The following is an 11,976-nucleotide window of genomic DNA, read 5'->3' on the forward strand; positions in this document are numbered from 1 at the left end:
TCAAAAACTAATAAACGGGAGTCTTCACAGGCTCCCGTTTTTTATATTCATTATTTATAGGATTGAGTGAATTCATATTAATAATGGGTATTAATTGTGAGACGACTCGCAAAGAGAGCTGGATCACAAAAATAAGTGTTAAAGTTGCAGTTGAACGTTCCGATAAGCCTTACAAAGCATGTGTAAATATGTGGATGAACTAAGTTAGAAAATAGAAGACAAGGGTAAGGTAGGTTATTAGTGACAATGTCTGTTCGTAAAAAACTGTACGCGAGTTTTGGTGCAATCTTAGCAATCATGCTGGTGATGATTGGAATTATCACATTAGAAGTATTGAACTCGCACGAAGTGGCTGACGAGGTAAGAACGGACGATGTTCCTGAAACTGTTCAGTACTTAATTTTGATCGATGAAGCTGGTGATGTTTATCGTGATGCATTAGGTAGCATCGTAGGTGTATCGGGTGCTCAGGCGGAGTACCAAGTAAATAAACAAGAATTTGCAGCAGCGATTGCTGAAGTCAAACTTTTGGAAACGGTTGGTGGCGAAGATTACCGTAATGTTGAAAAAGTTGAACGTTACATGAGTAATTTCACTCGTGACTTTGAGTCGCAAATTTTGACTAATCTTGGTCTAGAAAACGTTGAAGAGAACGTGGCGCGCCTTCGCTCTCTTTATGACGCTAACCTAGCGCCGATTGAATCTATCCTTGATGCGGCATCAACGGATGGTCGCCAAAGTACCAGTGAAGCGCTACTGGACCTTTCGGATTCGTTTAATAGCATTGAACTGACGATTTATGTGCTTGGTTCGATTGCGCTGATTGCAACAGCCGTTATTGCGTACTTATTGTCCAATTCAATTACTCACCGTTTGAGTAAGCTCGATGAGTTAGCGCAACGTGTCGCGGAAGGCGATTTAACGGTAGAACCGATTGAAGATAAATCGGGTGACGAGCTGGCTAACCTAGCGACTTCTCTAAATAAGATGCAAGCATCATTGACTAGCCTTATTGGTTCGATTTCGCTCGTATCGGAAGAAGTGAAATCGGTTACCGGCGAGCTGTCAGTTGTGAGCCAAGATATTGTGTCGGGTGCAAGTAGCCAATCTGATAAAGCAAACTTGATTGCGACTGCGGCAGAAGAGTTGAGCTTGACCATTTCTCAAGTTGCAGAGCAAGGTGCTGCGACGTTTGAAGAAGCACGCAAGTCGGAATCAACCGCTGAACAAGGTCGCACCGTGATTGTTGAGATGGTGGAGAGTATTCAACAGGTATCACAGCAAATGTCGGATATGTCGGTGCAGATGAACAGCCTAGGTTCTCATGGTGAGAAAATCGGCGCGGTTATCAAAGTGATTGAAGACATTGCCGAGCAGACGAACCTGCTGGCATTGAACGCGGCAATCGAAGCGGCACGTGCAGGTGAGTTTGGTCGTGGCTTTGCTGTGGTGGCAGATGAAGTACGCGCTCTGGCTGAACGCACAACGAAGGCAACACAAGAGGTCGGTGAGATCATCCAAGCGATTCAAGTCGGCACTCAAGAGGCAGTGACTTACACGGAAGATGGCTGTCGTTTGGTTGAAATTGGTGTGAGTCAAAGCTCGGGTGCAGTGAACTCACTGGAAGAAATCGTTTCTGGTGCGGCGCATGTTCAAAGCATGGTGAACTCAATCGCGACGGCAGCGGAAGAGCAAACCGCAGTGACGAAAGAAATTGCGGCTGACATTACATCGATCAGCGACATCTCAAACCGTTCATTACAATTAGCGAATGACAGCTCGCAAAGCGTAGAAGGTCTGAACCGTAAAGTTCAAGAACTGGAAGCGCTGGTGGGTAAGTTTAAGCTCGCCTAATTGCTTAGAATCGGTATACTTCTGGCTCCAAACGTGGAGCCAGTTTTTTATGTTCGACATTCTACACACCCATCCAGATTTTCTGATCATCAATAAACATCCCAACGTCTCAGTACATAAGGACGATGGTGAAACTATGTTGCTGCAAGAAGTAGCGAAACAAAGTGGTGATGAGCAGTTGTATCTTATTCACCGCCTCGACAAAATGACGTCTGGAATTTTGCTTTTGGGTCGCAACGCAAAAGCAGCAAGCGCGTTGTCGCAAGCATTTGCAGATCGTCAAGTCGAGAAGTTCTATCTTGCGATTGGTTCGAAAAAGCCTAAGAAGAAGCAAGGGCTGGTAGTGGGGGACATGGAACGCTCTCGTCGTTCTTCATGGAAACTGGTCAACAGCAAAACGAATCCAGCGATTACCCAATTCTTTTCTCTCGCTGCAGAGCCGGGAGAGCGCCTGTTTTTATGCAAGCCGCATACTGGCAAAACACACCAAATTCGTGTGGCATTAAAATCCGTTGGTTCGGGTATTGTTGGTGATCCTATTTACAATGCAGGTAATGACGCTGACCGTGGTTACTTGCATGCATTTTCATTGTGTTTCCCGTATCGAGATGAAACACACTGCTTTGTTTGCGATCCACGCGAGCATAAAGCGCTTGGCAGTAAATGGCACAATGAAATTGTATCCCAAGGTATCGACACTTGGCTTTCTCCGTGGGAACTGAACTGGCCTACGATCAAATAACCATTACAAAGAAAACGAATAAGAGAATTCGATGCAAGCATCACAACTTCCGCTGTTTTTCCAGCATCTAGAAGCGGAGCTAACACAAGCTCCCAATGAAATTCGCCGACTGTTCCACGGTCGCGGTCGCCGCTTCGAAGGTTTAGAGCAAATCACATGTGATTGGTTACAAGGTCAGTTGATCATTAACCTATTTAAAGAAGTCGATGAGACGTTTGTTTCTGAATTAAAAGCTGGTTTAAATACGCTTTCTGAATCTGCTCTGTGGGCAGAGAAACAGGGGCGCACTATCGTGATTCAACACCGTTATGCTGACGGCGCACCTTCAGAAATTCTGTTGGGTGAGCTAGATGCTCGACCTGTGGTTGAAGAAAGTGGCTTGAAGTACCAGCTAGATATCGGTCGTAACCAGAACTTCGGTTTGTTCCTTGATATGCGCTACGGTCGTGATTGGGTTCGTGAAAATGCCAAGTACAAAAATGTACTTAACCTGTTCGCTTATACTTGCGGCTTTTCTGTGGCGGCTATTGCTGGTGGTGCCGATAAAGTCGTAAACGTGGATATGGCAAAAGCGTCGCTTTCGAAAGGTCGTGAGAACCATAAACTGAATGGCCATAACATCAACCAAGTGAGCTTTATGGGGCACGACATCTTTAAGTCGTGGGGGAAGATCAAGAAGTCAGGTCAGTACGATATGATCATCATTGATCCACCATCATTCCAAAAAGGCAGCTTCGCGTTAACGAAAGACTACAAAAAGATTCTACGCCGTTTGCCAGATTTGCTAGCAGAAGGTGGACAAGTTCTCGCGTGTGTAAACTCGCCATCGGTGACCAGCGATTTCTTGATTGAAAGCATGAAGGAAGAAGCGCCTGAGCTGACATTCCGTGAGCGTTTGGACAACCCACCAGAGTTTATGGATGTAGATAGCGAAGCCGCACTGAAGGTTCTGCTGTTTAGCTGAGTTTAAAGCGAGGTTCCCAGCTCAGTCGTTTCTCCTTATAGAGAATCTCTATCAAATGCTTCGCGTCTTGGTAGAATTACAGTCTTCGATAAACAAAAAGCGCCGAGTACGGCGCTTTTTTAATGTTTGTATCAACCGCTTTAACCAATCTGAACTTCGAGGTCGGATTCAATCGTCGAAGAACAGGCGAGTACATAACCTTGTTCAATTTCTTCCGGTGTTAATGTTTCAAGGCTGGTTGAAGAAACACTGCCTTTGCGAACCTTACACTTACAAGAGCCACAAATGCCACTTCGACAAGCGACGATCAACGGTAACCCTGCGCCTTCCAACACATCAGCAAGGACTTGACCTTTTTGTGCATCAATCGTTTGAGCAAAGTCGGGGACTGACACACTTGCCGTTTCATCTGACACTTCAGCTTCTTCACTTGCTGCTGGTGTAAAGCTTTCTTGGAAGAAGTTAGCCATATCAAAGCCAAGCTCGGTCAAATAACCTTGAACATCGAGCATGAACTGGTTTGGACCACATAGATAAACCGTGCGCTGATTAAAATCTGGGACCAAATCCTGAAGCCATTCCTTACTGAGTCGACCTTCAGGGTACTGTGTCTCACCGCGATTTTTTAGTAACAGCTTCAAGTTAAAATCTGGGTAAACCGAGTGGTAAGTCTCTAGCAAATCAAAGTAAATCGTTTCTGGTTGAGAGCGAGCGATATGCAGAAATTCGATATCCACTTCTTGATCATTGCTCAGCCATTGTTTTGTCATCGCGAATACGGGAGTGATGCCGCATCCAGCACTGATCAGCAGGGCTTTCTTTTTACCTTCTAGCGTGATTGGTGGATGGTCAACACAGTTGAAATCACCCGTTGGTGGAAGAGCTTGAACTGTATCTCCAATCAACAGTTTATCGATGATGTAGTTTGATACCTTCCCGCCGTCGACGCGTTTAATGGTCAGTTGTAAGCAATCATCGCCGGAAAGGGAACTGAGTGAATAGGCACGGAATTCCATCTTGCCATCGATTTCAATGCCAAGATTTATGAACTGACCCGCTTTAAATTCAAACAAAAGCGATTCAGATAAGTCTGCCAGCTTGAGGCTCACTGCATCGGCAGTCTCGTGATATTTATCTACACAGCGTAAGGTGACAGGTTGACTGCCTTGCCATTCAAAAAACATAACAATCTCTTTGGTTGTCGAGTACTCAATAGATAAAAGCGCCCCCAATTAAGGAGGCGCGTGATAAGCAAGGTGATTACGCCGCTAGGATAGTTTTAAGGTCATCTTGAACATTACCAATGCTGCGCATATCGAACTTCTCTTGGATAATTGCAATCAGGTTTGGCGTCAAGAATGCAGGCGCTGTTGGACCTGTGTAGATGCCTTTCACGCCTAGTGCGAATAGCGTAAGTAGGATCACAATCGCTTTTTGCTCGAACCAAGAAAGAACAAGCGTAAGAGGTAGCTCGTTGATGTCGCAGTCGAATTCTTTCGCAAGGGCTAATGCCAACTGAATTGCTGAGTATGCATCGTTACATTGACCCACATCCAATAGGCGAGGGATGCCATTAATGTCGCCAAATTTATTCTTGTTGAAGCGGTATTTACCACAAGCCAGCGTTAGGATTAGCGTATCTTCTGGTGCTTCTGCAGTGAAGTCTGTGTAGTAGCTACGCTCTGCTTTGTCGCCATCACAACCACCTACTAGGAAGAAGTGTTTGATGTTGCCTTGCTTCACTTGGTCGATAACCGCAGGAGCCGCGTTCATCAGTGCGTTACGTCCAAAACCAACCGTGATGTTGTGCTCGATTTCGTCGTGTTGGAAGCCTTCTTGTGCCAATGCACACTCGACTACTTGGCTAAAATCATCACCTTCTAGGTGAGCGACACCTGGCCAACCGACAATGCTACGAGTGAATAGACGGTCTGCGTACTGACCCACGTTCGGGTTCAATAGGCAGTTTGAGGTCATCACAATCGCGCCAGGGAAGTTGGCGAATTCTTTCTGTTGGTTCTGCCACGCGCTGCCGTAGTTACCTACTAGATGAGGGTATTTCTTCAGCTCTGGGTAGCCGTGTGCAGGCAGCATCTCACCGTTAGTGTATACGTTAATGCCTTTGCCTTCGGTCTGTTGCAAGATTTTTTCTAGGTCGTGAAGGTCATGACCAGAAACAAGAATACATTTGCCTTTGACTGGCTTAACGTTAACGGTTGTTGGCTCTGGGTGACCGAACGTTGCTGTTTCACCGTGATCCAGCATTTCCATCACTTTGTAGTTCATAAGACCAATACGCATTGAGCAATCTAACAGTTCGCCTAGATCTTCAGGGTCAGTACCCAACCAAGCCATGATTTCGTGGTATTCGGCGAAGATGTCATTGTTGGTTTGCTCAAGTACGCGTGCGTGTTCCATGTACGCAGCTGCACCTTTTAGACCGTATAAGCAAAGCAGACGTAGACCGATAACGTCTTCGTGTACTTGGTCTTTACCGCGGTTTACCGCAACTTGAGGAGCAAACGCCAAAATTTCCTCTGCGCTGTTTGGCAACTCGAAGTTCGCTACATCAGGAATGTTCACTAGCACTTCATCTGTAAGAGCTGCTGCTGTCATCGCTTGGTCTTTTAGCAGCGCTTTGTAAGTGGCTGCTTGAGAAGTCAGTTCAAGGATACGTTCTGGGTCAAAGTTTACGTTGGTCAACGTAGAGAAGAATGCTCTTGGAGCCCACTGGTTGATTTCATCATTGATGATATTGAATTCAAGCGCGCGTGCTGCCCAAAAAGAAACCCCTTGCAAAGTGTAAACCAACACGTCTTGTAGATCGGATACCTCTGAAGTTTTGCCACACATACCTTGTGCGAAAGAACAGCCTTTTACAGCCGGGGTTTGGATTGTCTGTTCACATTGAATACAGAACATATTGGGTTCTCCAGTGATTGTAGTAATAGTCGTTTTGTTTTCTCCAATAGAGCAGAATGCGTGCCAATAATTATCTCTTTGATTTTTAACGGCTTTATGTTTTTTTGAGTATGCCACTGATGTGATTTTCACAACGTAACTGATGTGTAAATAACAACGGTGTATTTGAATTGGTGATAAAAGCGACGCGCGAGAAACGTTTTAACGGGCGATAGTAGAAGTGCTTGTTAAACAGGAGATAAGTTATTGCGGTTTTGTGGAGGCAAGAGATTCCCGATTGCGCTCCTTCGTCGCTGTCGGGAATGACGCAATAAGGCAACTGAAAACTTGATGAGTTTAAAGAGTTACAAGAAAGCTGAGACTTGAGCGGTTTAATTATTACGAATGAGGAAGAGTAAGTGAAATACGAGAAACCAGATGGGACAGTTAGCCCATGTACATTGGTGTTGCGTGTCATTCCGGACGAGCCAGAGTGAGTCATCCGGAATCTCTTTGTTTGCTATCGATAAAAGTAAATCGTTGTTTCACAAGGGCGAAGCGGGAGCCTCTATTTATTTATGCCGAGCTTTTTACCCATGCGATATAAGTTGCCTCGATCCATTTGTAAAAACTCCGCTGCTTTTGCCCAAACACCGCCAGATTGGCTCAATGCGTGCTCAATCAAGTCATGTTGATAACGCTCCACCAACTCGCGCATCGGCTGGCTCTCTCTAGGCAAGTAATGTGATGTGCTTTTTACATCATCTAACGCGAGTGAAGTGTCAAAGTGATTGAGCATGATGGTGCTATCGCCTTGCTGAATGGCATGTAATGCCGCTCGCGTTAAGGTATGCTCAAGCTCTCGAACATTACCGTACCAAGGCAGAGACTCTAATTGAGTCAGTACCTTAGGGTGAACATGAAGGTTTGGTGCGTTAAATTGCTGGCGCACTTTTTCCAGTAAGTATCCCGCAAGAACTGGAATGTCGCCGTCACGCGCGCGCAGTGGTGGTACTTTGATGGGAAACACGTTCAATCGATGGAACAAATCAGCGCGGAATGTGCCAGTTTCCACTTCTTTTTCTAACTGTCGGTTAGTGGCTGCGATGATACGTACGTTCACCATCAAATGCTGATCGCTGCCCACACGTTGCAGCTCGCCTTGCTGAATAACGCGCAGTAGTTTTGCTTGTAAAACCAAAGGCAATTCACCCACTTCATCTAGGAAGATTGTGCCGCCATCAGCTAGCTCGAACTTACCTGCACGGTGACTATTAGCTCCGGTGAAAGCTCCCTTCACATGGCCAAACAGTTCGCTCTCCGCCAGACCCTCGGGCAGAGCGGCACAGTTCACGTAGATCATCGGCTTATCGTTGCGATGAGATTGAGCGTGAACTGAATGAGCGACAAGTTCTTTACCTGTACCGGTTTCTCCAGATACCAATACTGCGTAATCCGATTGTGCAACGGTTGCTATATTATTTCGTAACTGATTGATCTGTGGACTTAAGCCAACCATGTCACCATGTTGTGATCGCGCTTGTTGAATCAGGGTTTGTGTAACGCTTTTTTGCTTTTGGTTTTGTGCTTTGAGGGCTTTTAATTGTGCAATGTTGCGCAGTGTTGCCGCCGTTAGTGCCGCGAAGGTTTCGATAGCTACTGGGTCGATATGATCAAACGCGCCAACCGCAAGTGCATCCATGGTTAATGCCCCGACAAGTTGCCCTTCAACATATAAGCTAAAACCCATGCAGTCATGGACATCAATGCATTGGTCTTCGGTCAATAATGTCCCGTCAAATGGGTCGGGCAGGGCACAGTCGGCATCGAAGCGAACAGGCTCACGGCTGTGGATAATAGCGTCTAAGCGCGGATGGGCTTTAGGAAAATAACGGCGACCGAGTACTGAGTTCGACAAGCCTTTTACTGCAACCGGCGTTAGAAAGCCATCCTCATCGAATATGAACAAGCAACTCGCATCACAAGGGAAGACTTGTGCGACCCCATCAATCAGGTTTTGGTATTGCTGCTCATGAGAGCGATTTGAGCTCAAATTGAGTGCGATATTGAGGAGTACATGGTCAACAGTAGGAGTCATAACAAGCCCAGAGTTATCTTGAATGGGCTCATGCTAGCAACTTGATGTCATTTGAACATCGAAAGGTGAAATAGATTGATGTTCCATTGACGACGATCAAGTGACACGCCAGAACTGTGATATAGATAAATGCAACTGGTTGAGTTTAATGAATTGAAAACAAGGATCGCTCCACTTCTAAGGAATATATCCTAAATTGGAACTTCAGCATTGACCTCAAGTTAACTTGAGCTTCTATCCTCGATTTGAAAAACGTCAGGAGGGTAGATTATGCAAAACGATTACATTAAAGAACTAGCGGTGAAGAGCTATCAAGAAGAGCGACAAAAAGAGTATTTTCGAGCTAAGCAGCAGAAGTGGCATGTGCCGAGTTTTGTCTCTGGGATTGTGGTGACGCTGGTGGTGAGTGGGATGCTTTATTGAGGGAAGATTGAAAAGAGATTCCCGGCTGCATTCCTTCGTAGCAATCAGGAATCTCCCTTTAAGTTTTGTTTACGGTTTCAGCGTATGAAACCCAGAGTAAATACGTGTAAATGTGGTAAACCAACACGCCGCACCAAAGATATACGCAATCACGGCAAAATGTTGTGGGAACAAACAGAACAACACGAAACAACCAATGGTCTCGGTGCCTTCTGTTAGACCGCTCATGTAGTACAGAGATTTGTGTTTGTAGACAGGGTTATCGATACCGCGTTTACCTGCCATGATCGCGAAAGCTAAGAAGCTGCTCCCCGTGCCAATAAACGAGAAGATCAAGAATGCGCCCGCGACGGCGTTTTGTTCTGGATTTGCCAACACAAAACCAAATGGAATCAAAGAATAGAACAAGAAGTCCAAGCTAATATCGAGAAAGCCTCCGGCATCGGTAATGCCTTGGATTCTTGCCAACGCACCATCTAATCCATCACAAATTCGGTTCAGCAGGATAAACGCTAATGCGAGTGTGTATTGCTCTGCCATCAATGCTGGTAGAGCAAAGCAACCAAGGGCAAAACCGAACAGTGTGGTTTGGTTAGCCGTCACGCCACATTTGTCGATCAGCTTTGCGCTTTGTGCCAGTGGCCACTTAATGATTTTGATGCTTAGGCTATCAAGCATGACTTGTCTCCCACGGCCAGTTTAGGCAACGACTGCCTGCAGGGATATCGTCTTCATCGTGCGTCACCATCAACGCGGGAATATTAGCGAGTTGAAGCTGTTCCACGACCCAGTTACGAAACTGCACGCGCAAATCTTTATCGAGTTTGCTGTATGGTTCGTCGAGTAGGGCAACTTTTGGTTTCGCCAACAACATACGAGTCAGAGCGATACGGGCGCGCTGACCACCTGATATTTGATCTGGGAAAGATTCCGCGAGCTTGGTTAACGAGATGTGTTTCAATGCTTGCATCGCACGTTCTTTACGCTCAGCCCCTTTGATTGAATCAGGCAGAGCGAAGGCAAGGTTTTCCCATACGGTGAGGTGCGGAAAGAGCAAATCGTCTTGGAACAAAATACCTACCTGACGCTTATGTGCAGGCAAAGCATCCAACTTTTCATTATCGAGAGTGATTGAGCCTGAATAGTCGAACTCGGAAGATAGGTGACCAGCAATGGCATCCAATAAAGTGGATTTGCCACAGCCGCTTGGACCCATCAGGGTAACAATTTCACCTTTCTCTACCGTCATGTTGAAGGCAGAGAAAAGCGTGTCGCCATTGGTTTTATGGATGGCGAGGTTTTCGAGACAGAGACTCATTCGGTAGTAAACCTTTAATAGACAACCGGCGATACTTAACGTGTAAGCGGCTAAGTAAAATCGCAAAAGAGAAGAACATTAACGGCAAGAGAGCTTGCCAAATTGCGTAAATCGCAGTGACACGACGGTCAAAGCCACTTGATAGGGCGACCGCTTCTGTTGTTATTGTGCTGATGCGACCAGCCCCCAGCACGAGTGTTGGTAGGTACTGCGCTAAGCTGACACTAATGCCAACTGCCCAAGCAAAAGCAATCGCAGGCAAAAGAATGGGCAGTTTGACTTTTAACCAAGCCTGCATCGGTGATTTACCAAGGCTTAAGGCGACACGAGTCAAACCATTGTCGAAGCTGCGCCATGGACCGTCGAGTGATAGGTAAACAAACGGGAAAGCAAAGAAGACGTGTGCCCAACATACCCAGAACAAGTACGCGCTGCTGTCGAGGTACAGCGTGACGACTTGCATTCCAAACAAAACGGAAAGCTGCGGAATCAACATTGGCACGGCAATGATGTACCCTGGGACTTGCCAGCGGTAACGCAGTCGGTATTCGTGAGCAATCAGAGCAAGTACCAGAGCAATTGATGCGCTGATCACCGCAATCAACATGCTTTGCTCTAGCGTGCCAAGAATGCTTTGCCACTCGTATTCCCAAAAACGTAAGCTGTAACGGCTTGGCAATAAGTCAGGGAAACGCCAACGCTGTGCAAAGCTCCACACCACCATCAACGGCACCATTAACAGTGCGAGTAGAGCAATCATAGAGAACAAGGTCTTTCCTGGTAAGCGGAAACCGCTACGACCGGAGTATTGCCAGCGCTTGAAGCCTTTGGTGATGCTCCACTCGACGAGTCGTGCAAAACCAATCAAAAGGCTTGCAATAGCAAACAGCACCACCGCACCCGCCGCCGCCCTTGGTAGGAGGGATAAATCAGGATCGTTAAACCACTGCCATACCAATACTGCAAAGGTAGGAGGGTTGGTTGGACCGATAATTAGCGCGACATCGACAACGGATAAGCTGTAAGCCAGCACGGCTAGCATTGGGAAGCGCAGTTTTGCTAACCATTGTGGGAAAACGCATTTCCACCAAGCTTGAGCTGAGCTATACCCCATCGAATGACTGACTTTTTCTATCTTCTCGACCTTCAATTGTTGAAGAATCGGAATACTCATCAACAAAAGGAACGGGACTTCTTTGATGGCAAGCATGATGATCAAACCTAGTGCGTGTGGGTCTTTGATCAGCAACGCTAAGTCATTCACCGTTTGCGCATTTGGATCGTAACCAAACATTTGGTTGAGTACGCGAACGCCCATACCTGTTGGTGCAAATAGGAAAGCAAAACCAATGGCGAATGCCACGTGTGGCATGGCAAGAAGCGGAGAAAGACTGACTTCGATTTTACGCCAGAATTTACTTCCCCAAGAAGCTTGCAGAATCGCAAACGTCATCAAACAAGCAAGGTAGCTACTGAAAATGGCAGAGTAGAACGTTAGACCAATAGATGTCCACACGCCTTCCCAGTCAAACACAGCATCAAAGCCATCAAGTGAAAAATGATGTAAGCCGATAGGGGGAACATAGCCGAGCGCAGAGACCACCACCCCGAGTAGACCCGGGATGGTTGGTAATATACAAACTGCGATAATAACTAGATACAGCGCTCTTAACATG

The 11,976-nt window shown here is 46.3% G+C and carries 10 protein-coding genes; 4 read left to right on the top strand and 6 right to left on the bottom strand.

Annotated features, from left to right (window positions below):
* The first annotated feature begins 240 nt into the window (after positions 1-240).
* Genes OH459_RS03560 through OH459_RS03570 form a run of 3 tightly spaced genes read left to right on the top strand, consistent with a single transcriptional unit; the run spans position 241 to position 3,560 of the window.
* Positions 241-1,854 (top strand): methyl-accepting chemotaxis protein, encoded by a 1,614-nt coding sequence (locus OH459_RS03560; protein ID WP_026000108.1) that lies wholly within the window; start codon positions 241-243, stop codon positions 1,852-1,854.
* A 49-nt stretch (positions 1,855-1,903) separates the two neighbouring features.
* Entirely contained in the window at positions 1,904-2,596 is a 693-nt protein-coding gene (locus tag OH459_RS03565) for a TIGR01621 family pseudouridine synthase (protein WP_269985674.1), read from the top strand.
* Positions 2,597-2,627: 31 nt separating this feature from the next.
* Entirely contained in the window at positions 2,628-3,560 is a 933-nt protein-coding gene (locus OH459_RS03570; protein WP_005450667.1) for a class I SAM-dependent methyltransferase, read from the top strand.
* A 140-nt stretch (positions 3,561-3,700) separates the two neighbouring features.
* Here OH459_RS03570 and OH459_RS03575 read toward each other — a convergent pair whose 3' ends face one another.
* The 3 genes from OH459_RS03575 to norR all read right to left on the bottom strand — a co-directional run bounded on the left by OH459_RS03575 (position 3,701) and on the right by norR (position 8,559).
* Complete coding sequence (locus OH459_RS03575) at positions 3,701-4,744, bottom strand: hybrid-cluster NAD(P)-dependent oxidoreductase (RefSeq protein WP_017188185.1); 1,044 nt, start codon at positions 4,742-4,744, stop codon at positions 3,701-3,703.
* A 76-nt stretch (positions 4,745-4,820) separates the two neighbouring features.
* A complete protein-coding gene (gene hcp, locus OH459_RS03580; protein ID WP_269985677.1) occupies positions 4,821-6,482 on the bottom strand; it encodes a hydroxylamine reductase in 1,662 nt (553 codons plus the stop codon).
* Between the two features lie 547 nt (positions 6,483-7,029).
* Entirely contained in the window at positions 7,030-8,559 is a 1,530-nt protein-coding gene (gene norR / locus OH459_RS03585) for a nitric oxide reductase transcriptional regulator NorR (RefSeq protein ID WP_005450661.1), read from the bottom strand.
* Positions 8,560-8,829: 270 nt separating this feature from the next.
* On the opposite strand from norR, the gene OH459_RS03590 reads away from it, so the two are divergent.
* On the top strand, positions 8,830-8,982 hold the full coding sequence (locus OH459_RS03590; RefSeq protein WP_017188183.1) for a hypothetical protein: 153 nt from the start codon (positions 8,830-8,832) through the stop codon (positions 8,980-8,982).
* 69 nt (positions 8,983-9,051) lie between these two features.
* Here OH459_RS03590 and OH459_RS03595 read toward each other — a convergent pair whose 3' ends face one another.
* The 3 genes from OH459_RS03595 to OH459_RS03605 are packed head-to-tail and all read right to left on the bottom strand — an operon-like array spanning position 9,052 to position 11,975.
* Positions 9,052-9,660, bottom strand: coding sequence for a CDP-alcohol phosphatidyltransferase family protein (locus tag OH459_RS03595; protein WP_005450653.1), 609 nt, complete (start codon positions 9,658-9,660; stop codon positions 9,052-9,054).
* Positions 9,653-10,300, bottom strand: coding sequence for an ATP-binding cassette domain-containing protein (locus OH459_RS03600; RefSeq protein ID WP_005450651.1), 648 nt, complete (start codon positions 10,298-10,300; stop codon positions 9,653-9,655). The genes OH459_RS03595 and OH459_RS03600 overlap by 8 nt, the downstream gene beginning before the upstream one ends.
* Positions 10,266-11,975, bottom strand: coding sequence for an ABC transporter permease (locus tag OH459_RS03605; RefSeq protein ID WP_017819507.1), 1,710 nt, complete (start codon positions 11,973-11,975; stop codon positions 10,266-10,268). The genes OH459_RS03600 and OH459_RS03605 overlap by 35 nt, the downstream gene beginning before the upstream one ends.
* Between the last annotated feature and the right edge of the window lies 1 nt (position 11,976).

It is taken from the genome of Vibrio sp. MM46, from assembly GCF_027587135.1.
GTDB lineage: Bacteria > Pseudomonadota > Gammaproteobacteria > Enterobacterales > Vibrionaceae > Vibrio > Vibrio harveyi.